Origin of the sequence: Jiangella sp. DSM 45060, assembly GCF_900105175.1 — a bacterium.
Lineage (GTDB): Bacteria > Actinomycetota > Actinomycetes > Jiangellales > Jiangellaceae > Jiangella.
Genome location: NZ_LT629771.1, coordinates 665,135 through 685,418, shown reverse-complemented (window position 1 = coordinate 685,418; position 20,284 = coordinate 665,135). Strand labels below are relative to the sequence as shown.

General features: G+C 74.3%; 21 protein-coding genes. 8 read left to right on the top strand and 13 right to left on the bottom strand.

All coding sequences use genetic code 11. The annotated features are described in order from the left end of the window. Window positions 1-32: 32 nt before the first annotated feature. From BLU82_RS03040 to BLU82_RS03020, 5 genes are all read right to left on the bottom strand, one after another. Window positions 33-380: a hypothetical protein gene (locus tag BLU82_RS03040; RefSeq protein ID WP_157740516.1), complete on the bottom strand. Its 348-nt coding sequence runs from the start codon at window positions 378-380 to the stop codon at window positions 33-35. Between the two features lie 179 nt (window positions 381-559). Continuing rightward, complete coding sequence (locus BLU82_RS03035; protein ID WP_092615448.1) at window positions 560-952, bottom strand: DUF3052 family protein; 393 nt, start codon at window positions 950-952, stop codon at window positions 560-562. Next, a complete protein-coding gene (locus tag BLU82_RS03030) occupies window positions 949-1,728 on the bottom strand; it encodes a CPBP family intramembrane glutamic endopeptidase (protein WP_370246304.1) in 780 nt (259 codons plus the stop codon). Before BLU82_RS03030 ends, BLU82_RS03035 begins: the two co-directional genes overlap by 4 nt. Before the next feature lie 110 nt (window positions 1,729-1,838). Beyond that, a complete protein-coding gene (locus BLU82_RS03025) occupies window positions 1,839-2,264 on the bottom strand; it encodes a hypothetical protein (protein WP_157740513.1) in 426 nt (141 codons plus the stop codon). A 95-nt stretch (window positions 2,265-2,359) separates the two neighbouring features. Beyond that, on the bottom strand, window positions 2,360-3,697 hold the full coding sequence (locus BLU82_RS03020) for a hypothetical protein (protein ID WP_092615442.1): 1,338 nt from the start codon (window positions 3,695-3,697) through the stop codon (window positions 2,360-2,362). Between the two features lie 105 nt (window positions 3,698-3,802). Here BLU82_RS03020 and BLU82_RS34935 point away from each other — a divergent pair, with 105 nt between their 5' ends. The 3 genes from BLU82_RS34935 to BLU82_RS03010 all read left to right on the top strand — a co-directional run bounded on the left by BLU82_RS34935 (window position 3,803) and on the right by BLU82_RS03010 (window position 6,762). Continuing rightward, on the top strand, window positions 3,803-4,360 hold the full coding sequence (locus BLU82_RS34935; protein WP_197682701.1) for a PHP domain-containing protein: 558 nt from the start codon (window positions 3,803-3,805) through the stop codon (window positions 4,358-4,360). After that, window positions 4,294-5,097, top strand: a complete 804-nt coding sequence (locus tag BLU82_RS34930) for a DUF3604 domain-containing protein (protein WP_197682700.1) — start codon at window positions 4,294-4,296, stop codon at window positions 5,095-5,097. Before BLU82_RS34935 ends, BLU82_RS34930 begins: the two co-directional genes overlap by 67 nt. A gap of 90 nt (window positions 5,098-5,187) precedes the next feature. Then, window positions 5,188-6,762: an alkaline phosphatase gene (locus BLU82_RS03010; protein WP_092615439.1), complete on the top strand. Its 1,575-nt coding sequence runs from the start codon at window positions 5,188-5,190 to the stop codon at window positions 6,760-6,762. Window positions 6,763-6,933: 171 nt separating this feature from the next. Here BLU82_RS03010 and BLU82_RS03005 read toward each other — a convergent pair whose 3' ends face one another. Genes BLU82_RS03005 through BLU82_RS02990 form a run of 4 tightly spaced genes read right to left on the bottom strand, consistent with a single transcriptional unit; the run spans window position 6,934 to window position 10,555 of the window. After that, entirely contained in the window at window positions 6,934-7,539 is a 606-nt protein-coding gene (locus BLU82_RS03005; protein ID WP_092615436.1) for an energy-coupling factor transporter transmembrane protein EcfT, read from the bottom strand. Continuing rightward, a complete protein-coding gene (locus BLU82_RS03000) occupies window positions 7,536-8,672 on the bottom strand; it encodes a thiolase family protein (RefSeq protein WP_092615433.1) in 1,137 nt (378 codons plus the stop codon). The genes BLU82_RS03005 and BLU82_RS03000 overlap by 4 nt, the downstream gene beginning before the upstream one ends. Beyond that, window positions 8,669-9,922, bottom strand: coding sequence for an AMP-binding protein (locus BLU82_RS02995; RefSeq protein WP_092615430.1), 1,254 nt, complete (start codon window positions 9,920-9,922; stop codon window positions 8,669-8,671). Before BLU82_RS02995 ends, BLU82_RS03000 begins: the two co-directional genes overlap by 4 nt. A gap of 12 nt (window positions 9,923-9,934) precedes the next feature. Then, on the bottom strand, window positions 9,935-10,555 hold the full coding sequence (locus BLU82_RS02990; RefSeq protein WP_092615427.1) for a biotin transporter BioY: 621 nt from the start codon (window positions 10,553-10,555) through the stop codon (window positions 9,935-9,937). 162 nt (window positions 10,556-10,717) lie between these two features. Between BLU82_RS02990 and BLU82_RS02985 the strand changes: the two genes are divergently transcribed. Together BLU82_RS02985 and BLU82_RS02980 are read left to right on the top strand one after the other, a co-directional pair. Continuing rightward, window positions 10,718-11,263, top strand: coding sequence for a methylated-DNA--[protein]-cysteine S-methyltransferase (locus BLU82_RS02985; RefSeq protein WP_092615424.1), 546 nt, complete (start codon window positions 10,718-10,720; stop codon window positions 11,261-11,263). Between the two features lie 48 nt (window positions 11,264-11,311). Further along, a complete protein-coding gene (locus BLU82_RS02980; protein WP_092615421.1) occupies window positions 11,312-11,527 on the top strand; it encodes a hypothetical protein in 216 nt (71 codons plus the stop codon). Here the strand turns inward: BLU82_RS02980 and BLU82_RS02975 are convergent. Continuing rightward, complete coding sequence (locus BLU82_RS02975) at window positions 11,524-12,387, bottom strand: helix-turn-helix domain-containing protein (protein ID WP_092625349.1); 864 nt, start codon at window positions 12,385-12,387, stop codon at window positions 11,524-11,526. The two genes, BLU82_RS02980 and BLU82_RS02975, sit on opposite strands and share 4 nt — an antisense overlap. Before the next feature lie 123 nt (window positions 12,388-12,510). Between BLU82_RS02975 and BLU82_RS02970 the strand changes: the two genes are divergently transcribed. Continuing rightward, window positions 12,511-12,951, top strand: coding sequence for a PPOX class F420-dependent oxidoreductase (locus tag BLU82_RS02970; protein ID WP_092625347.1), 441 nt, complete (start codon window positions 12,511-12,513; stop codon window positions 12,949-12,951). 4 nt (window positions 12,952-12,955) lie between these two features. Here BLU82_RS02970 and BLU82_RS02965 read toward each other — a convergent pair whose 3' ends face one another. Further along, window positions 12,956-13,450, bottom strand: coding sequence for a hypothetical protein (locus tag BLU82_RS02965; protein ID WP_092615418.1), 495 nt, complete (start codon window positions 13,448-13,450; stop codon window positions 12,956-12,958). A 227-nt stretch (window positions 13,451-13,677) separates the two neighbouring features. On the opposite strand from BLU82_RS02965, the gene BLU82_RS02960 reads away from it, so the two are divergent. Then, window positions 13,678-15,792 (top strand): S8 family serine peptidase, encoded by a 2,115-nt coding sequence (locus BLU82_RS02960; protein ID WP_092615415.1) that lies wholly within the window; start codon window positions 13,678-13,680, stop codon window positions 15,790-15,792. A gap of 201 nt (window positions 15,793-15,993) precedes the next feature. After that, window positions 15,994-18,285, top strand: a complete 2,292-nt coding sequence (locus tag BLU82_RS02955; RefSeq protein WP_092615412.1) for a M6 family metalloprotease domain-containing protein — start codon at window positions 15,994-15,996, stop codon at window positions 18,283-18,285. A 75-nt stretch (window positions 18,286-18,360) separates the two neighbouring features. Here BLU82_RS02955 and BLU82_RS02950 read toward each other — a convergent pair whose 3' ends face one another. After that, complete coding sequence (locus BLU82_RS02950) at window positions 18,361-18,933, bottom strand: hypothetical protein (RefSeq protein WP_092615409.1); 573 nt, start codon at window positions 18,931-18,933, stop codon at window positions 18,361-18,363. 43 nt (window positions 18,934-18,976) lie between these two features. Then, window positions 18,977-20,278 (bottom strand): CdaR family transcriptional regulator, encoded by a 1,302-nt coding sequence (locus BLU82_RS02945; RefSeq protein WP_157740510.1) that lies wholly within the window; start codon window positions 20,276-20,278, stop codon window positions 18,977-18,979. Between the last annotated feature and the right edge of the window lie 6 nt (window positions 20,279-20,284).

Sequence of the window (20,284 nt, the reverse complement as noted above, 5' to 3'; positions counted from 1 at the left end):
CACTGCGCCGGCCGAGTCATCTCGTGCCTGGCTCAGTCGTCATCATCCCCGTCGTCGTCGCCGTCGTCGTCCAGGTCGTCATCGTCGTCGCCGTCGTCGTCGCCGGGTCGCACCGGCGGCGGCGGCTCGACCGGCTGGCCGCCGCCGTCGTCGGGCGGCGGGGTGGTGACGGTCGGCGTCGGGGTGGTGGGGGTGGGGGTGGGAGTCGGCGCGGTCGGGGCGCGCGTGGGCTCGTGTCCGTCGGTGCCGGACGGGCCCACCTCGACCGGCCCGCCGAAGTCGTCACCGGTCGACGGCGTGGCCAGCATGGCGCCCACGCCGAAGATCCCGGCGGTCACGACCGCCAGGGCGGAGATGGTGAGCGCGGCCGCCGACTTCATGCTCAGCATGGTCGGCATGCCCGGCGAGAGCACGATGAGACACCGATGAGAGGTCTCTCATCCGCGACGACGTCCATCCACGGAGTCTGCCACCGCCGGCGGGTCAGCGCAGCCCGCGTCACCTCGACCGTCACGCCGAGGCACTGGCTGTCGCCGCCGTGCTGGATGCCGCGCAGGGGTCAGCGGTTCTCTTTGCGGATCACCAGCTTCAGGCCGGACCACACCGCGTCGATGGCGCACACCTTCACGTCGACGAGGCCGCGCGGCAGCGCCACTTCGCGCACGACGTCCTCCGTGACGTCGGTCGGGACCTTGCTGGCCCGCTTCGGCCAGGCCACCCACACCACGCCGGCGCGCTCGATGCGATCCTGGTGGACGGGGAGGTCGCGTTCGAGCGTGGCGCGGTCGCGGACGAACGTGAGCACGACGTCGTACGGGCCGGGCCCCGCTTGGTGGTCGGGCCGGACGCAGTCGAGCGCGAACCCGTCGGGCGCGCCGTCGAAGAGGACGCGGTGCTCCGGCGCGATGCCGAGCTTGCGCACCAGCGGCGTGCCCGAGTACCCCGTCGTCACGGCAGCCCCAGCTCGTCGGCGAACAGGTCGTAGCCCACGAACGAGACGATGTCGAGGATCGAGTGCGCCACCACCAGCGGCATCACCCGTCCGGTCCGGTGGTAGAAGTACCCGAACACGACGCCCATCAGCATGTTCCCGATGGCCATGCCGTACCCCTGGTACAGGTGGTACGAGCCGCGCAGCACCGCGCTGGTCGCGATGATCGCCGGCAGCTCCCAGCCCAGCTGCTTGAGCCGCGTCATCAGGAACCCGACGACGATGACCTCCTCGACCACCGCGTTCTGCAGCGCCGAGAGGACCAGCACCGGCACCGTCCACCAGTACGCGTTCAGGGTGCTCGCCTGGATCGAGACGTTCAGGTCCAGGGCGTGCCCGAGGAAGTAGATGCCCAGCCCCGGCAGCCCGATGACGGCCGACAGACCGGCGCCGAACAGCAGGTCTCGCCGCGGCTGCGCGAGGTCGAAGCCGATGCGCTTCAGCGCCGACCGGCCCGGTCCGGACAACAGGTACAGCGCCAGCGCCACCGGCACCAGCGCGAACCCGATGGACAGCACCTGGTAGGTGAGGTCGAGGTACTCGCGCACGCTGCGGGACGCGTTCAGGGTGGCGGTCTGCTCGCTCAGCCGCTCCGGCCGGGTCAACCGCGCGATCAGGCTGACGACGGCGTAGACGGCGGACTGCCCGAGCGACAACCCGAGCACGATCCAGATCTCCGCGGTCAGCCGCCGCCTGGACGTCGTCTCGACGCCCGCCGCGGGCAGGTCCTGGGTCACCACCGTTCGAGCGTAGCGGCGTTCCCTGAGCGTGGCCTTAACCGCGGGCGTGGACCGGCCCCGGCGCGGGCTCACACGCGCCGGGGCCGGGGGCCTCGAGGGTGACGGCGTCAGCGGCGGGCCCGTTTCAGGCCCATCCACTCCAGCTCGGCGAAGACGACGACGACGGCCGCCTGCAGCAGGATCCACACCGTCCCGGCGGTGGTCAGATCGAACCAGCCGGCCGCGACCACGATGACGCTGTCGATCGCCCAGACCGCGTTGAGGACGATGATCGCGCCCACCCAGAGGACCGGCGCCTCCCGCCGCATCGACACGGCGAACACGATCGGGCTCATGACGATGAGGAACGCGCCCGCCGCGTAGAGCAGCCCCGTCGGCAGCCCCAGTTTGTCGCCCACCCACCCGGCCGCGAGCAGGTACACCAGGCCGTTCAGCGCGATGGTGATGCCGTCCAGCTCCAGGGCCCAGCGCAGCAGCGGCGTCTCCCGGATGCGGGCGAGGGCGGGGGTGCGGGTGGCGGCGTCTGCGGCCATGGTGACCAGCTCCTTCGTGATGTCGTTCGGACACCACGACCGTCGCCCGGAGGGCACTGCCAAGCACAGACCAGGCACTGCCAAGTACTGCCAGTTCAGCCGGTCCGGGTGCGCAGATCGTGCGCGACGACGCGGGCGGCGGCGTTCTGCCAGTTGTAGAGCGTCCGCTCGGGGACGTAGCGGCGCAGCCAGTCGAACGCGCGCCGCGAGGTGTCGTCGAGGCCGCTGAGGTCGGGCTGGCGGCGGTACGGACGGATGCCGGCGACGTACGGGAAGTAGAGCGCGTTGAAGTACCGCCACTCCTCGCTGGTGCCGAACTCGGCGTCGCGGGGGCGCAGCCGCTCGATGCTCTCCAGCAGCAGCGCCTTCAGCTCGGTCGCGCGGTCCAGGGCGTGCGCGTCGCGGTCACCCAGGCGGGCGTCGACGGCGGGGAGGGCGAGCAGCGGGCTGGACACCAGCTTGCCGAGATCGCCGTAGTTGCGCAGCGCGTCGCGGACCAGCCGGACGAACGCGTCGTCGTCGAGGTCGTCGAGGTGGTGGCGCGCGTCGCGGCGGGGCAGCGCGTCGGAGGCGTCGCGCAGCTCGGTCCGGGACGCCCGCAGCGCCGGCGTCCCCGCGAACGCCAGCCGGTCGACGGCCGCCTGGACGGCGCTGGCCAGCGTCACGACGGCGATCGCGGCGCCGACGACGCCGAAGGCGAGCGCCCGCAGCGCGTCGTCCGCGTCGCCCGTCCCGCCCGGCCCGTCGCCCGACGCCAGCGTCACCAGCCCGACCTGCCCGCCGAACACCGTGGCCGCGAGCAGCGCCCCGACGGCGGATCGCCGCAGGTCCGCGCCGAGCGCCTCGCCCGACTCCAGCGCGTTCGTCACCGCGACGACGACGCCGAGCACGACGAGGTCCACCCCGACCGCCGCGAGCACCAGCCAGTCGGGCAGCCCGCCCATCGGCACGAGCACGGCCACGGCGCCGAGCCCGAACAGCAGCGTCGCCAGCACGACGACGCCCTGACGCAGCTCCAGCGGCCCGGTCCGCGCGCGCAGCACCAGCCAGAGCGCCGCCGCCAGCGGCAGCAGCACCAGCACCGCCGTCACCGGCTCCCATCCGCCGCCGGCGACCGCGGCCGCCACCAGCTCGGCCAGACCCAGCGGCAGCACGGCGAACCGCCACGCCCGCTCGGCCGGCGCCCGCCACGGCGCGCCGTCGGGCAGCAGCGCGAGCAGCACGCCGGTCCAGATCAGCGCCGGCAGACCGGCGAACACGTACCCGAGCGCGCCGACGACGGAGCCGTCGAACGGCGTCATCGCCAGGGCGAGCGCATACGACACCAGGCCCAGCCCGGCGCGGCGCATGGCGGGGTCGGCGGGGTCGCGACCGGCGAGGTACAGCCCCAGCCACCATGCGACGGCGAACGCCGCGACCGCCAACACCAGCACGAGAGGAGGCTAACCGCTCGGCTAGGGTGACGGTGCGAGCCGGTGTTCCGACGCCGCACACCTCGGCTTCCCTGCTGGTGACGACGGAGGGTTGGGAACGCAGCCATGAGCGACTCGGAGCACGAGCACCACCACGCGACGGCGCCGGGTCCCCGCTCCGCCGTCGCCGGGGCCGGCGGGCTGATCCTGGCCGGCGGCTCAGCCGGCACGGCCGACAGCGCCGTCACGCGCACCGCGACCGGCCAGCCGGGCGCCGCCCGCGCGTCGCGGCTCACCCGTGGCCGCACGCTCGTCCACGCCGACCTCCACAACCACACCATGCTCTCCGACGGCGCCGGCGACCCCGCGCTGGCGTACGAGTCGATGCGCTCGGCCGGCCTCGACGTCGCGGCGCTCACCGACCACGCGACGCTGTCCGACGGCGTGCTGAGCATCCTCGACTCGCTGCTGCCCGACGGCGTCAACCGCATCACCGGGCTGAGCCGCGGCGGCTGGCGCCGGACCCGCGAGCTCGCCGACGCCGCCGACGAGCCGGGCGTGTTCACCGCGATCCGCGGCTTCGAGTGGACCAACCCGCTGCTCGGCCACGTCAACGTGTGGTTCACCGACGCGTACACCGACGTGCTCGACGCCACGCTGATGGGCGGCTCTACCGCTGGCTGACCCGCGAGGACGGCTTCCTCGGCTTCGGTGACGGCGGCGCCGACGGGCTGGCCGGGTTCAACCACCCGGGCCGCGAGCCGGGCCGGTTCAACGACTTCCGGTACGAGCCGGCGGCGCACGACCAGCTGGTCAGCCTCGAGATGTTCAACCGCTACGACGACTACCTCTTCGAGGGCTGGGCCAAGGGCGTCAGCTCACCGCTGGTGACCTGCTTGAACGCCGGCTGGCGGCCAGGGCTGTCCGGCGTCACCGACGAGCACGGCACCGACTGGGGCTACCCGGAGGGCAAGGGCCGCACCGGCATGTGGGTCACCGAGAACACCCGCGAGGCGGTGTTCCAGGCGATGACGCAGCGGCGGTTCTTCGCCACCTGCGTCTCCGGCCTGCGACTCGACGCCACGGCCGACGGCGTGCCGATGGGCGGCTCGATCCGGCGCGCCCGCGGCGACGTCCAGTTCGCCGTCGACCTCGACCGCGGCGCCGACTGGTCCGGCCGCCGGCTCGACGTCCAGGTCCTCCGCCCCGGCGACGGCGTACCTCGAGTCGCCGACGTCGTCGAGGCCGCCGCCGGCCGCGTCACCCGCTTCACCGTCCCACTGAACGCCGACGACGGCGACTGGGTCGTCCTGCGGGTCTCCGACCCGTCCCGGCCCAACGCCACCCCCGGTCCGGACGGCCACCCCTGCAACGACTTCGGGGTCGCCTACTCCAGCCCCTGGTGGCTCGACCCGGAGTGAGCCGGGCCTTCACCGAGCCGACGCCCGGAGTTCATTGCGGCCTTGACCGGAAGTGATGGGATCGGACATCCCACCCTCCCGGAGGTCCCCATGCCGTCCACCACCCTCGACCGCCGCCGGTTTCTCGCCCTGACCGGCGGCGGCGCGCTGACGTTCGCCGCCGCGCTGGCCGGGTTCTCCGCCGCGCCGGTGCGCGCCGACCCGATCTTCCGGCAGCACCCCTTCACGCTGGGCGTGGCCTCCGGCGACCCGCTGCCCGACGGCGTCGTGCTGTGGACGCGGCTGGCGCCCGACCCGCTGGCGGCCGACGGCAGCGGCGGCATGGCGCAGCGGGCGGTCCCGGTGCAGTGGCAGCTCGCCCGCGACCCCGAGTTCCGCCAGGTCGAGCGGTCCGGCACGGTCCGGGCGACGCCCGAGCTGGGGCACTCGGTGCACGCGGAGCCCGGCGGGCTGGAGCCGGGCCGCGACTACTGGTACCGGTTCCGCGCCGGCAGCGAGCTGAGCCCCGTCGGACGCACCCGCACGGCCCCGGCCGCCGACGCGAGCCCGGACCAGGTCCGCTTCGCCTACGCCAGCTGCCAGAACTACGCCGACGGCTACTTCACCGCGTACCGCCACCTCGCCGACGAGGACGTCGACCTCGTGGTGCAGCTGGGCGACTACATCTACGAGACCGGCGGCGCCGGCTCCATCGGCCGCGCCCATCTGCCCGCCGTCGAGTGCCAGTCGCTCAGCGACTACCGCATCCGCTACGGCCAGTACAAGAGCGACCCGGACCTGCAGGCCGCGCACGCCGCCGCGCCGTGGGTGGTGGTCCTCGACGACCACGAGATCGACAACAACTGGGCCGACGACGTCGACGGCGGCGGCGTGGGCGGCGAGGTCTTCCGGGCCCGCCGCATCGCCGCGCTGAAGGCGTACTACGAGAACATGCCGCTGCGCCGCGCGTCGATGCCGGCAGGACCTGACATCCAGCTGTACCGGCGGCTGCGCTACGGCACGCTGGCCGACTTCAACGTCGTCGACACCCGCCAGTACCGCGACGACCAGGCCTGCGGCGACGGCCGGCAGATCGACTGCGCCGACCGCCTGGACCCGGCCCGCACGATGCTCGGCGACGCGCAGGAGGCGTGGCTGCTGGACGGGCTGGCGGGCTCGCCGGCGACGTGGAAGGTGATGGCGAACCAGATCTTCATGATGCAGGCCGACCACGAGGCCGGTCCGGTGCAGGCGTTCGGCATGGACACCTGGGACGGCTACGCGGCGGCTCGCACGCGGCTGCTCGACGGCGTACGCGAGCGCGACGTGGACAACTTCGTCGTGATCACCGGCGACGCGCACCGCAGCGTGGCCGCCGACCTGAAGGCGAACTTCGACGACCCCGGCTCGGCCACCGTCGGCGCCGAGTTCCTCGCGACGTCGATCAGCGCCGGCGGCGACGGCGTCGACCAGGACGCGCTCGGCGCCGTCTGGCTGGCCGAGAACCCGCACATGAAGTTCCACAACGTCCAGCGCGGCTACGCCACCTGCACGCTGACGCCGGACGCCTGGCGCACCGACTACCGGGTCGTCCCGTACGTCCGGCAGCCGGGCGCGCCGGTCGGCACCCGGGCCAGCGTCACGGTCGAGGCCGGTGTGCCGGGCATCGCCGAGGTCTCCGCCTAGGTGCTGAGTCCTAGCGGGTGACGTCGCGGCGGGGTGACACTCGTGCCAGCAGTTGGCGCTGGTGTCACCGCGCCAGAGCAGTGCTCCCGGAGGTTCCCCCGAACGAGGGCGAACACAGGTGGGACGTGCGGCCGGGCGGCAGCGTGCTGGCCACCCATAGGACTCACTCGACTAGTCGTCCAGGCCGCGGGCCTGCAGCGCCTCGCCCATCGCGTCGGCGTGCCGCAGCACGCCGACGACGAGAGGGACGGCGAACGCGCGGACGCTGCGCTCGCGGCCACGGGCCCAGCGCGCCTCCCGGATCCGCCCGGCGATCCCGGCGACGACCGGGACGCTGCGCAGCGCGAGCGACATCAGCAGCGACACGCGGGCCGGGTCGACGCCGAACCGGCGCAGCGGCCGCAGCCCTCGTTCCAGCGCGGCCATCAGGGCGGTCGTCCGGGTCGTCAACGTCACCAACGCGGCCAGCGCGACAGCGAGCACCAGCCGGCCGGTCAGTGCGACCGCCGTCGGCAGGTCCGCGATCAGCACCTGCACCACCAGCAGCACGACCACCAGCCAGCGCAGCGGCCGCAGCTGCCCCCACGCGGCCCGGACGCCGATCCCGGCCAGCGCGTACAGCGCGACCACGGCCACCGTCGAGGCGCCGACGAGCGGCAGCGACCGCGCGAACACCAGCGCCGTACAGCCCACCGCCAGCAGCGCCAGCTTCAGCCCGGCCGGCGCCCGGTGCACCGGCGACGTCCCGGCGACGTACGCACCGGTCAGCAGCGTCACCGGACCACCTCGAACAGCCCGGCCACGCCCATCCCGCCGCCGATCGCCGCGGTCGCGAGGCCCAGCGTCCCGGCCGGCGCGCCGCCCCGGACCAGCCGCGCGAACAGCCGCACGACGACGACGGCGCCGGACGCGCCCCACGGGTGGCCCAGCGCCAGCGCGCCACCGTCGGCGCAGACGAGGCCGGCGTCGCGTCCCAGCGGGTCCAGCCCGAGCGCGTCGGTGACCGCGAGCACCTGACCGGCGAACGCCTCGACGATCTCGACGGCGGCGACGTCGCCCAGCGCCACCCGCGCGGACGCCAGCACGCGCTGCACCGCCGGCACCGGCCCCCAGCCGGGCAGCCGCGGGTCGCAGCCGACGACGGCGCCGGCCACCAGCCGCAGCCCCGGCCGTCCGGCCCGCAGATCGTCGCCGGTCAGGGCGACGACGGCGGCGCCGTCGCTGTTGGCGCAGGAGTTGCCGGCGGTGACGGTGCCGCGCGGGACGAAGGCGGGCGGCATCCGGGCCAGGACGGCAGGGTCGAGCGGCCGAGGCCGGTCGTCGCGCTCCAGCTCGCCGACCGGCACGAACTCGGCGTCGAACCGGCCGTCGTCGCGGGCGCGCAGCGCCTTGCGGTGGCTGGCGGCGGCGTAGGCGTCCTGCCGGCCCCGGGTGACGCCGCGGCGGCGGGCGAGGTCGTCGGCGGCGGGGCCCATGTCCGGGTCGCCGTGCTCGGGCGGGGTGAACGGGGCGCGGTCGTACGGCCCCGCCGCACCGATCCGCTGCGGCGCCGTCGACGCGCTCTCGGCCCCGCCGGCCAGCAGCAGCCGCGCCTCGCCGGACCGGATCGCCTGCCCGGCCTGCAGGATCGCGGCCAGCCCGCTGCCGCACTGCCGGTCGACGGTGACGCCCGGCACGGCGACGTCGAAACCGGCGGCCAGCGCCGCGACCCGCGCGACGTTCCCGCCCGGGCCCATGCAGTTGCCGAGCACGACGTCGTCGACCGGACGCATCGCGGTGAGCGGCCACACGTCGTCGACGACCGCCGACAGCACCGGCGCGGCCAGCCGGTCGACGGTCACGTCGCGCAACGCCTTCCCGGCGGTCCCGATGGGCGTGCGCCGCGCCGCGACGACGACCGGCGCGCTCACCGCAGCGGCCGGGTGGGCAGGGCGGCGACCAGCGCGCGGGCCGGCTTGCCGGACGACGTCCGGGGCAGCTCGTCGACGGCCGACCAGCGCCGCGGCCGCTGGCTCGGCGCCAGTCCGGCGCGCGCGGCCGCCTCCAGCGTGGCCCGCCGCACCCCGTCGCCCTGCACGACGGCCGCGACCACTTGGCCCAGCCCCGGGTGCGGCACGCCGAGAACGACGACGCCGGCCACCCCCGGGACGGCGGCCAGCACCGCCTCGACGTCCTCGGGGACGACGGTCGCGCCGCCGGTGAGGATCGCGCCGTCGCCGCGTCCGCGCAGCACGAGCGGCTCGCCCGGCTGCGCGAGGTCGCCGACCGTCGCCCAGCCGTCGCCGTCGCGGCGCAGCGGACCGCCGTCGCCCAGGTAACCGTGCGCCAGCCAGGGCGAACGCACCCACACCTCGCCCGCCCGCAGCTCGATCTCGACCCGGTCGAACGGCCGCAGCCCGGCGCCGTCCGGGTCGACGGCGACGAAGGACAGCTCGGTGGCGCCGTAGTACGAGACGACGCCGACGCCCGCGTCCGCCGCGCGGCCACGCAGCGCCGTGCCCAGCGCGGCGCCGCCCACGACCGCCGTCCGCAGCCGCTCCGGCCGCGCGTCGAGCACCGCCGCCAGCCGGTGCGGCACCAGGTGCACGACGTCGGCGTCGGGCAGCGCCGCCCGCAGTGACGGCTCCAACCAGTCTCCCGTCAGCCGCACGGTCGCGCCGGCCGCCAGCGCGTGCGCCGCCGCGAACGCCGTCAGCGACCACGACAGCGCGCCCGGCACCAGCACGGTGTCGTCGGCGCTGACCCCGGTGAGCCGGTCGGTCGCGGCGAACGACCCGGTCCACGACGACCGTGACCGGACGACCACCCGCGGCCGTCCCGTGCTGCCGGACGTGAACCCGGCCCAGGCGAGCTCGTGCGCGCCCGCCTCGTCGACGACGTCCGGCAGCGGCTCGAGCAACGCCCTCCGGTGCTCGGGCCGCCAGGACGGGTCGCAGGCCAGCGGCACCGCACCGGCGGCGTCGGCCGCCAGCAGCGCGGTGAGCTGCGCGACCGGGTCGCCGTCCGGCAGCGGGACCAGCGTGCCCGGCTTGACGTCGGGGCGGGCCCGCTCGGCGTCCCTCGCCAGCTGGGCGTAACTGCGCGTCGTGTCGCCGTAGCGGACGGCGGCGCGGTGCGGTGTGGCGGCTGCGTGTGCCAAGACCTCGCGGAAGACCGGCATCGACGCAGCGTCTCAGGCCCGGCCGGAGCCGGTGTCGTCGCCCCCGGCGCGGCCCTCGACCCGCTCGCGGCGGGCGGCCGGCGCGGCGTCCGGGTAGGCCCGCTGCGCCCCCGACGCGACCAGCGCCGCGAACACCGCCTTGGCGGCGTCGCCCGGGACGAACGCCAGCGACAGCTGGAACGTCTCCGTCAGCGGCACCCCCGTGACCGCCGACTGGACCGGGATGCCGATGGCCAGCGTCGTCGCCGCACCCAGCAGGGTGGCGACCAGCACCCAGTGCATCCCCGGACGGCGCCCGGACCGCTCCACGATCAGGCCGACCACGAACGCCGACACCACGAACCCGGCGAGGTAGCCCACCGACGGCCCGGCGAACACGCCCAGCCCGCCGCGTCCGCCCGCCAGCAGCGGCAGTCCGGCCGCGACCAGCGCGAGCAGCAGCAGCTGCGACAGCGCGCCCCGTTTCGCGCCGAGGATCGCGCCGGCCAGCAGCGGCCCCATCGACTGCAGGGTGACCGGGACGGCGTTGCCGAACAGGTGGAACGACCCCGGCAGCCCGAGGACGGCGGTCAGCGCGGCGAACGCGGCGATCCGTGCGAGATCGGCGGCCGGCAGCCGCGACCTTCCTGCCATCGAGTGCTCCTCCGACGTGCGTACGCCGCGGGGACCCGCGGCGGTGTCCCTCCACTCTGGCCGACGACCCGCCCCGGCACATAGTCGGCAATTCGCACCAGCCCCGCGGCTCCGGGTTGGTGGGCCTCCACAACCGCGACCCTGTCGGTGGGTGCGGCCAGAATGGACGGTGTGAGCGATGACGTGGCGGTCGGCGGGCTCGACACCCCGGTCGGCCACATCAGCGTGGCCGTCACCCGCGACGGTCTCGCCGCGGTCGGCTGGGGTCGCCGCCCGGGGTCCGGACGGCTCCCGGTGGCCGACGACCCCGCCCGGCTGGCGCCCGTCCTCACCCAGCTGGGCGAGTACTTCGCCGGGCAGCGGCGCTCCTTCGACGTCGCCATCGACTGGCGCCACGTCCCCGGCTCGGCGTCGGCCGTGGTGCTGCGCACGCTGCACCAGACCGTCGGCTACGGCACGTCCGTCACCTACGGCGGGCTGGCCGAGCGCAGCGGCACCGGGGTGCCGGCCCGCGCCATCGGCGGCATCATGGGCGCCAACCCGCTGCCCATCGTCGTCCCCTGCCACCGCGTGCTGGCCAGCGACGGGCTGGGCGGCTACAGCGGCGGGTCCGGCGGCAACGGGCTCGAGGTGAAGCGCTGGCTGCTCACGCTCGAGGGCGTGCTGCCGCCCACGTTCGACTGGAGCCCCGACGGCCTCGGCGCGTGAGCCCGTAAACCGGGTGAAACCGCTCGCCGGCGACGACACAATGGCGCGATGACCGACGCTCTGGACGAGGACCCGTACGACTACCAGGTCACGAAGGCCGGGCCCATCCGCGTCAGCCGCGGCGGCCGCGTCGTCGTCACCGTCGGGGGCCGCGCTGCCGACCGGCTGGCCGACGCCCTCGAGCGCGCCGCCGACGAGCGCGAGCGGCAGTTGCTGCTGGCCAAGGCCACCGGCAACTACAAGCACGGCAACGAGCGCCGCTAGCCTGCCACGGCGTGCAGCGAGCCGGGGCGCAGCCCGGTCAGCCGGTCCAGCGCGCCGGACGTCGGCTCGTCGCCGGGAAGGTAGACGACGATGCGCTGGTGCTCGCCGTCGGCGAGGTCGAGCGTCTCGTACGCCAGCCGCAGCTCCCCCGCCTCAGGGTGCACGACGCGGTCGACGCCGGCGCGCGAGCCCGGCGCCGCGGGCGCCGTCCAGCGGGACGCGAACGCGCCGCCGGCCAGCACCGTCAGCTCGTCGGCGAGGGCGGTCAGGTGGTCGTCGCCGGGGCCGGAATCGAGCTTGAGGTTGGCGACCAGCGCGTCGGCGACGGCGTTCCAGTCGGGGTAAGTGGCCCTGGCCCGCGGGTCGGTGAAGTGGTAGCGGACGAGGTTCGGCGCGTCGCCGGCCAGCAGCCCCATCGGCTCGGCCAGCAGCTCGTACCCCGTGGTCCACGCGAGCACGTCGCCGAGGCGGTTGACCAGCACCGCGGGCGCCGGCTCCAGCCGCGCCAGCAGCGCCCGCACCGTCGGCCGGACAGCCGACGCCGGCGCCGGCGGCGCCTCGATGGACGGGCAGTAGAAGTCGCCGCTGGTGGTCTTGGCGAGATTGCGCAGCAACACCCGCTCGGCCGCCGACAGCTGCAGCGCCTCGGCCAGCGCGCCCAGCACCTGCGCGGACGGGTGACGGTCGCGGCCCTGCTCGAGCCGGGTGAGGTAGTCGACGCTGACGCCGGCGAGGATCGCCAGCTCGGCCCGGCGCAGCCCGGGCGCGCGCCGCCGCGGACCGGCGGGCAACCCCACCTGGGCCGGGGTGATGGCATCGCGCCGCGAGCGCAGGAACGCGCCGAGCTCGTTGTCGCTCACGGTCCCCAGGCTACCGCCGCCGCCCGGACCGGCCACCGCAACGACCGCGCGAGGGTGGCCCTGACGGTGCCAGCCTCGCGGCGGCCTCCCCTCCGCGCCGGCACCGGCGCCAGCATCGTGACCATGTCGAACACCTTCACCGACGCCGAGCTCGCCTACCTGGAGAGCCAGCCGCTGGGCCGGCTGGCCACGGTCGGGCCGGGCGGCCGCCCGCACGTCGCGCCGGTCGGCGTCTTCTACGACCCCGAGGCCGACGCGATCGTCGTCGCCGGGCACGCCGGCACCGACTTCGGCGCCAGCCGCAAGTTCCGCGACGCCCTGGCCCACCCCGACGTCGCCTACGTCGTCGACGACCTCGCGAGCACAGACCCGTGGACACCCCGCGGCCTCGAGGTCCGCGGCACGGCCGAGACGTTCGCCGAGGGCGGCGAGGCGCTCGGCGCCCGCATCACCGGCGTCATGCCGTTCGCGCCGGCCTGGCTGCGCATCCGCGCCCGCCGCGTCCTCAGCTGGGGCATCGAGACCGGCGCCGCCGACCCCTACGCCCGCGACGTCCGCGTCTAGGGTGTCAGAGCCGCCGGCACTGGTCCTCCTTGTTGCCCTGGACGACGTTGCGGCTGCCGGTCGGCGCCGGGGAGTTCTCCTTGCACTGCAGGTTGCCGTTGATCCGGTTGGACGAGATCGTCTGCTTGCCGCGGTTGGTGAACGACTGGACGTCGCCGGTGACGCGGTTGGACGTGACGGTGGCGGTCTTGCCCTGCTTCAGCTGGAAGCTGCCGCCGACCGTCGACGACGTCAACGACACGTGCCGGTGGTTCTCGGCCTGCACGTTGCCGACCACCCGGACGCTGGTGGCGTAGAGCCGCGCGTTGCTCTCCACCTTGATGGTGCCCTTGACGCGGGTGCCCTTCAGCGTGCAGGTCGCGTTGCTGGGAACGCGCAGGTTGTCGACGGTGACGGCGCCGATGGTGCCGCGGCAGGTGCGTTCCTCGGCCTGGGCGGGAACCGCGCCGAGCAGCGTGGCACACAGGGCTGCCGCGATCACGAGTGCGGTGCGCTTCATGGGTCTGTCCCTTCGCCGCGGCCGGCGGGGGCGCCGGCTCTCTGCGTCGAGCGTCTCGAAGCACTCTCGGGAGCAACGTGAGGCGGAGGTGAGACAGCTCTCATGCCGCCGGCTAGGACAGATGTCGGCCGGGCGCGGCGGGGTTTCAGACACATGCGTGGTGACCATTCATCCGGGTTTCCCTATGTTCGGGCGCAATCCCGTCCCCCGGCGACAAGGAGACCCCCATGACACGACGCTTCCGAGCGGGCGTGGCGCTCGGCACCATCGCGGTGACGGGCTACGCCCTCCTCGCCCCGTCCGCGCAGGCCGGGCCGTCCGACCACCCAGGTGTCGAGGCCGACGTCTCGGCCGGGCTGTCCGGCCACGTCAACCTCGCCGGCGCCGGCCTGATCCCGGTGACGGTGCACGGCTCAGCGGCCGTGGACGTCACGGACATCGACCTCGACACCGTCGCCGTCGGTGACGTCGCCGCGGCCCGGTCCGAGTCCGGCGCCGTCATCAGCTCCGTCAACGACGTCGACGGCGACGGCGCCGACGACCTCGTCGTGCACGTCGACAAGCAGCAGCTGGCCGCAGCGGGCGAGCTGACGCCGGAGACGGGCGCACTGCGGGTGAGCGCCAGCACCGGCGACGGCGCGCGGGTGGGCGGCGCGGCGGCCGTCGAGCCCGAGGTCAGCCTGGAGCTCAAGTTCGCCGAGGACTACGTGGTCCGCGGCGGCAGCGAGGCCACGCTGCGCAGCAGCGCGGGCCGGAGCCTGGACGCCGTCGAGAACGTCCTCGACCGGCACGATGTGAGCGCTCTCATTCCGTTTGTCGAGCCGGCTCAGACGGCCGCGCTCGCCACCGTCACCAGCCAGGCCCAGGCCCGCTCGGCAGAGCCGCTGCCCGACCTCGCGTCCTGGTACACGGCGCTGCTGCCGGCCGGCGCCGACGTCGACGCCGTCCTGGCCGAGCTGACGGCGCTGCCCGAGGTCGTCTACGCCTACCCGTCGCCGGAACCGGCCCCGCCGCCGGCCGAGCCGACGCCGGACCTCACCCCGCTGCAGGGCTACCTGCGCCCGTCGGACACCCACAACGGCATCGACGCCGAGCTGGTCCGCAGCGACCCGCGAGTCCGCGGCGCCGGCATCCGGGTGATCGACCTCGAGTACAACTGGAACCCCTTCCACGAGGACCTGCAGCTGGACTGGTCCAGCGACATCGGCCAGGGCCGGTTCGTCCGCATCGACACCTTCGGCGACGACCACGGCACCGCGGTGTTCGGCGAGATCGCGGCGAAGGACAACGGCTACGGCGTCACCGGCGGCGTGCCGGACGTCGACATCTACGGCATCTCGCCGGTCGAGGACCTCGGCAACGGCCGGACGTCGTGGCGGCCCGGCCCGGCGCTGGCGTTCGTCGCGACACTGCGCGACGAGGCCGGCCAGCCGTTCGTCCGTCCCGGCGACGCGCTGATCCTGGAGCAGCAGACCGGCAGCCCGCTCGGCGGCAGCCGGTACGCGCCGCTGGAGTGGATCCCGGCGGTCTTCGAGGCCAACGAGGTGCTGACGGCGATGGGCGCGAACGTCGTGCTCACCGGCGGTAACGGCAACACCGACACCGACGACCCGATGTACACCCTCAACGGGATCAAGTGGTTCGACCCGGCGGTCCAGCACTCCGGCGCGATCTTCGCCGGCGCCGGCGGCAGCGGCCTGCGCGCCAACGACCCGGCGCGGGCGCGGCTGAGCTTCTCGAACTACGGCCAGCGCTTCGACCTGCAGGCGTGGGGCCAGGACATCTACACGACCGGCTACTGCAACGTGCTCTGCGCCGAGCTGGGCAACGACCACAACCGGGCCTACTCGCGCTCGTTCAGCGGCACGTCCGGCGCCGGCCCGATCGTCACCAACGCCGTCGTCGCCGTGCAGTCCTACGTCACGTCCGTCGGTCTCGGCCCGTGGACGACCGCGCAGATCAACGACCTGCTGCGGGCGACCGGCGCACCGCAGACCACGAACGCGCACCAGAACATCGGGCCGCGGCCGGACCTGCGGGCGGCGCTGCGCTCCATCGAGGTCGACGCGCCGACGACGATGCTGACGCTGAACCAGCGGCCGGACCGCGACGGCCGGTACACCAACCCGACGATCACGCTGACCGCCGACGACTCCTGGGGTTCGGGCGTCGACCGGGTCATGTACCGGATCGACGGCACCGGCCCCTGGCACACCTACACCGAGCCGTTCCGGTTCCGTGAGCCGGGCGTGCACACCATCGAGTATCGCTCCAACGACCGCAACGACAACACCGAGCCGACCCGGTCGATCACCGTCGACAACCGGGGCCGCGGCGACTGACCCGACAGATGACCGACTGACGCGGCCGATCTCCCTGCACCTGTCCGGTGACCGTGGGCCACACCCCGGCCTACGGTCGCCGGACCGGTCCGCAGACCCCCGCGGACCGGCGTCTACCCATGGGAGGGCGCAGTGACGGCGAGTACAGAACGGCGGCCCGCGAGACACGGGCGGGCTTGGCGGGCCAGAGCGATCGTCGGCGTGGCGGCGCTGGCGCTCTCGGCGTCGGCCGGTGTGGTGACGGCCAACGCCGAGGACGGTGCGGCCGACGACGCCGGCACCGGCCCCATCGTCCCCGTCGACGAACAGGTCTGGGAGGACCAGGCCGAGATGACCTGGGACGACTACCAGCAGGTCCGCCCGGACGCGTGGAACCAGGACACCACCAGTCAGGGCTCGGAGAGCCAGTACCGCACCGCGGTGATCCTGCTGGAGTACACCGACCAGCCGTTCCTGATCAGCCAGGAGCCGGAGTCGCACGCGTTCGGCAACCCGCTGCCGCCGTGGAAGCCGGTGCCGCAGAGCGAGCTGAACCAGTGGTTCTACGACTACTACGCGGTCCCGAACGAGTTCAACCAGGGCCAGACGCTGCACGGCTACTGGATGGAGACCAGCCACGGCCGCATCGGCGTCACCGTCGAGGTGTTCGGCCCGTACCAGCTGCCGGGCAAGCTGCACGAGTACGGCGCGCAGTCCAACGCCCCGGTCACCGGACCGAACTCGATCTGCCCGGCCGGCGACAGCTGCAACAAGAACGTCCGCGCCGACGGTGCCAACCTCTGGCACGCCGACATCGGCTGTGAGTCGGGCCTCTGCGGCTTCGACAACGGCTTCTACGTGACCGCCGGCCACGACGAGACGTCGACCTGGCAGGAGTTCGGCGAGATGATGTTCCGCACCCCCGCGGACGTCACGCCGGAGTTCGGTCCGCCCGGCGCCACCGAGGGCCCGGTCCTCAACGCGGCCGGCAACCCGATCCCCAACGCCGTGCCCACCCGCTACGTCCCGTGGACCTCGTGGCAGTCGGCGGCCAACCACTGGCCGAACGCCGGCGGCGGCACGTCCACCCAGGCGGAGAACTCCGGCCTCAGCGTGTTCGCGCACGAGTTCAGCCACCTGCGCGGCCTGCCGGACAACTACAACAACCCGTTCGACCCCGGCACCGGCCGGGCCGGCACCGGCTACTGGGAGATGATGAGCCGCGGCTCGTTCAACGGACCCGGCGGCACGCACAACCGCTGGCAGGTCCCGAACGCGGGCGGTTCGGCGCTCGGCCCGCACCACACGCTGTACTTCAAGACCACCGGCCAGGGCCGTCTCGGCGTCGTCAAGGCCGAGGAGTTCGTCAGCCTCACCCGGGCCGGCCTCGCCCAGGACGGTGTCGCCGTCACGGCGCTCAAGGGCCGGGAGTACATCCCGGACGGCGACATGGTCGGCCTCAGCGTGTCGCTCGACAGCCCGTTCGTCCCGGGCACCTGCCAGGCGCGCACGAACGACCCGTTCTTCTGCACGCCCAGCAGCACCGCCTGGAACCAGTTCAACCTCGAGGTGGTCGAGCGGGTCGGCAACGACTCCTTCATCGCCGGGCACGGCGTGCTGATCGGGCAGTCCCGCAACAGCGGCTCGCCGCGGGCGTGGCTGGTCGACGCGAACCCGAACGACATCGGCCGGATCGACTTCTACCGGCCGGGCAACGCCACCGAGGAGGGCGGCGAGCCGGTCCCCGTCGTCAAGGGCGACCCGCGTCAGCTGGACGACGCGACGTTCCACGCCGGCACCGGGTCGGGCAGCGAGTACGAGTACCTCGACGCGCCGAACAAGCTGCACTTCTACGTCCTGGACACCTACCGGGACGACGAGGGCGAGCTGTTCTACGACGTGGCGGTGCGCAACACCGACGCGGCGGGACCGTACGAGCGCGGCGCCGCGCTGGGCGATGCCGCCACGTACGCCGTCGGCGACTCGACCGCCCTGGTGAACCTGCCGCTGACGAACACCGGCCAGGCCGGCGAGGGCATCTACGGCTCGGACGTGTACCGGATCTCCTCGACGGTCGACGGCGAGGGCTGGGACGTGACCCTGCCGTACGAGATCACGGCGGCCGAGGCCGGCGCGACGGTGCCGGTCTGGGCGTACGCCACGGCCGGTGCGGACGCTTCGGAGACGGCGACGCTGACCGTCACGGCGACCAGCGAGACCGACCCGGACGCGACCGTCACCGTCGAGGTCGAGCTGAAGTCCGCTTCGGTGGACGTCGCCTACGACAACGCCCGCGGGCTGCTCGCGGACTACCGGGCCGGCGGGTTCCTGACTCAGGGCGAGCACCAGCGGCTGAAGGCCCAGCTGGACATCGCCGACCGGGCCAGCGGCCGCGGCGCGGAGCGCGCTCTCGAGCGGTTCGCGACGATGTCCGAGGACGTCGCCGGCACGGGTGCGCGCACCCTGGTCAGCGCCGCCCTCGTGTCGCTGGCGGCGGAGCTGCCGACGGACTGACCGCCGCGCTCCACCACCCACCGGCCACCGGGTACCGCCGACCGCAGCGGCGGCCCCGGTGGCCGGTTCCTTTGCTCAGCGCCAGGCCGAGCCGCTCAGCAGCTCGGCCGCGGCCTGCTCGTCGACCGGCCGCGCGTCGTCGACGCCGAAGTGCCTCGCGAGCTCGCGCAGCACCGCGGTCGAGGCGTACTCGGGCTCGTCCATGGCGACGCTGGCTGCGCCGGGGAGGTCGAGGCGCAGCAGCAGGTGGTCGACGGGCCCGGTGTCGGAGTCGCCGGAGGTCCGGAAGCTGAGTAGCTCCGCCCGGACGTCGTCGTAGCGGGCGGCGACGACCCGGCCCCGGGTGCGCTCCATGACGACGCCGTGCTCGAAGCAGTGCACCAGCCAGCGTCCGCCGCGGCCCTTCCACAGCGCGGTCGCGACCAGCCAGGCGCCGATGGACAGGAGCAGCACGAACGGGACGACGTCGAGGGCGCTCCGCTCGCCCTCGTTCAGCAGCCAGAGCGGCAGGACGAGCCACAGCAGGGCTCCGGCGAGCGCCGAGCAGCCGAGCACCAGCCGGCCGCCTTCGGCGTCGGCGTTCACGCGGTCGGAGCGACGACGCTCGCCGAGCCCCGCCGTCGCCGCGGCGGCCGTGACGCGGTCCATGCCCCGATCATGACATCGATCCGCGGACCGGCCGGCCCCGGTGTCAGCGGGAGGCGACCGCAGGGAAGGGCGTGACGTTGTCGGTGCCGGTGGCGTCGGCGGGGACGGCGGCGTCGGCCGGGCCGGCCTGGCGGGGCGCGTACTGGCCGGTCATGCGGGCCACCTTGAGCGACAGGTGCAGGGCCAGCCGCTCGGCTCCGCTCTTGAGGTTGGTGTGGGCGAGCTGCTCCAGCCGCTGCAGCCGGTAGTACAGCGACGTCCGGTGCAGGTTGAGGCGTTCGGCGGTGAGCTGGGCGTTGCCGGCGACGTCGAGGTAGGTCTCGAGGGTCTCCAGCAGCGGCAGCGCGTCGGGGTCGTCGAGCAGGTGGCCGAGGCCGGGATGGACGGTCGGCACCTCCTCGCCGAGCGACGCCAGCTTGACGACGATCTGGTGGATGCCGAGCCGGGACCAGTGCACGACGTCGCCGAGGCCGGGGAGCAGGCGGGCGGCGTCGGCGGACATGCGGGCCTCGCGGAAGGACGCGTAGGCGTGCTCGAGCGCGTCGCGGCGGCTGCCGACGCCGACGACGAGGGCGGCGTCGGACCCGGCGCCGCCCAGCGCGGACCGGGTCAGCTCGACCAGCCCCTCGACCCGTTCGTCGACGTAGATGTCGTGGTCGCCGGCGCAGGACAGCAGCAGCACGGCGTGGTCGCGGCTGATCAGGTCCAGCGCCTGGCCGCGCCGGACCACGCGGCGGAAGTCGGCGACGGCCTGGGCGAGGGCGTCCTCGATGTCGACGGCGGACGAACGGCGCGGCACGCCCTGCAGCACCACGGCGACGACGCCGTCGCGCTCGGGCATGTAGCCGGCGTCGATGAGGCTGCGGGCGGCCTGGGCGCTCATCGGCGAGCTGCTCAGCAGCATGTGCATGGTGTCGGCCAGCCGGGCCGACGAGAACAGGCTGGCCACGCTCTCGCGGTGCAGCCACTCGCCCAGCTCGGCCGCGCCCTGCACGCAGGCGTCGAGGTCGGCGTCGCTCATGCTGCCGTCGGCGTCCACGAACCAGAGGTGGCCGAGCAGCTTGCCGCGGTAGACGACGGGGACGCAGACCCGCGGCAGCATGTGCAGCTCGGGGTTGGCCGGCAGCCGCAGCGGCCGGCGCAGGTTCGGCAGGCCGAACCGCTTCAGCCAGCCGCGCACCTCGGACGAGGCGTGCCGGCGCAGGATGGAGTCTTCCCGCACGTCGTCGATCGGCCGCTCGTGCGAGCTGAACGCGAGCAGCCGCATGTACCGGTCTTCGAGCACGGCAGGCCGCGCCACCCGCTGCGCCAGGCTCTCCAGGATCTGCTGCATCGAGAGTTCCATGGTCAC

Coding starts and splice junctions, on each gene's coding strand:
- BLU82_RS02950 (WP_092615409.1), bottom strand. CDS start 18,933: ATGGACCGCGTCACGGCCGCCGCGGCGACGGCGGGGCTCGGCGAGCGT.
- BLU82_RS02970 (WP_092625347.1), top strand. CDS start 12,511: ATGTCGAACACCTTCACCGACGCCGAGCTCGCCTACCTGGAGAGCCAG.
- BLU82_RS02985 (WP_092615424.1), top strand. CDS start 10,718: ATGGACGGTGTGAGCGATGACGTGGCGGTCGGCGGGCTCGACACCCCG.
- BLU82_RS02960 (WP_092615415.1), top strand. CDS start 13,678: ATGACACGACGCTTCCGAGCGGGCGTGGCGCTCGGCACCATCGCGGTG.
- BLU82_RS02990 (WP_092615427.1), bottom strand. CDS start 10,555: ATGGCAGGAAGGTCGCGGCTGCCGGCCGCCGATCTCGCACGGATCGCC.
- BLU82_RS03025 (WP_157740513.1), bottom strand. CDS start 2,264: ATGGCCGCAGACGCCGCCACCCGCACCCCCGCCCTCGCCCGCATCCGG.
- BLU82_RS03010 (WP_092615439.1), top strand. CDS start 5,188: ATGCCGTCCACCACCCTCGACCGCCGCCGGTTTCTCGCCCTGACCGGC.
- BLU82_RS02965 (WP_092615418.1), bottom strand. CDS start 13,450: ATGAAGCGCACCGCACTCGTGATCGCGGCAGCCCTGTGTGCCACGCTG.
- BLU82_RS34935 (WP_197682701.1), top strand. CDS start 3,803: ATGAGCGACTCGGAGCACGAGCACCACCACGCGACGGCGCCGGGTCCC.
- BLU82_RS02995 (WP_092615430.1), bottom strand. CDS start 9,922: ATGCCGGTCTTCCGCGAGGTCTTGGCACACGCAGCCGCCACACCGCAC.
- BLU82_RS03040 (WP_157740516.1), bottom strand. CDS start 380: ATGAAGTCGGCGGCCGCGCTCACCATCTCCGCCCTGGCGGTCGTGACC.
- BLU82_RS02945 (WP_157740510.1), bottom strand. CDS start 20,278: ATGGAACTCTCGATGCAGCAGATCCTGGAGAGCCTGGCGCAGCGGGTG.
- BLU82_RS02980 (WP_092615421.1), top strand. CDS start 11,312: ATGACCGACGCTCTGGACGAGGACCCGTACGACTACCAGGTCACGAAG.